Source organism: Microbacterium sp. BF1 (assembly GCF_019279095.1).
GTDB lineage: Bacteria > Actinomycetota > Actinomycetes > Actinomycetales > Microbacteriaceae > Microbacterium > Microbacterium maritypicum.
The window spans coordinates 1-670 of record NZ_JAGYWT010000803.1; the positions used below are offsets into that span (position 1 = coordinate 1).

Below are 670 nucleotides of genomic sequence, written 5' to 3' on the forward strand. Positions count from 1 at the left end.
GGGTGTCGACGTCTGCTCGGCCGTCCGCACCGAACCGGCTGCCGCAGCATCGACAGGTCCGGAGGGGGAGGCGTTCGCCGGGCCGTCGTCGCCGACGACCCCCGTCGCCTCGTCGGCGGGATCTGAAGCGGTCACTCGTTTACGGTACCCAATCCCGGGCGAGTTCCGCGGTGCGCGGCCTTGTCGCCGTGCGGGTGTCGCCGGCGGTAGGATCGTCAGCACAACCACGGGAGTCCGGCGAGCCGGGCTGAGAGGGAGCGAATCGCGCTTCGACCGTCGAACCTGATCTGGGTCATGCCAGCGCAGGGAGGAGTTCAGATGAATACGTCCACGTCCACATCCGCGACCGCGAAGACGCAGGGGAACACCCCGGGCCGGAGCTACCTGCGCTGGCGGATCGTCGACATCGTCGTCGCCAGCGTCCTCGGAGTCGCAGCCGGCCTGATCTTCCTGGCCTGGAACGTCGGGTACCTCGGGCCGAAAGCCCTGCTCGAGCCGCTGCTGCCCGGCATCCAGGGCCTCCTCGACGGCCCGTGGCTCTTCGCCGGCGTGCTCGGCGGACTCATCATCCGCAAGGCCGGGGCGGCGATCTACGTCGAGCTGCTCGCGGCGGTCGTCTCGGCGCTCATCGGCAACCAGTGGGGCGGGTTCCTCACCCTCGAGGCCGGAC

At 70.1% G+C, this 670-nt stretch carries 1 protein-coding gene and 1 riboswitch; the gene reads left to right on the forward strand.

Features of this window, described 5'->3' with window-relative positions; genetic code table 11:
* Window positions 1-216: 216 nt before the first annotated feature.
* Window positions 217-328, forward strand: a riboswitch (TPP riboswitch).
* Window positions 319-670: ECF transporter S component (locus KZA10_RS16895; protein WP_218683481.1), on the forward strand; the 352-nt coding region annotated here is incomplete at its 3' end. Its footprint overlaps the riboswitch before it by 10 nt.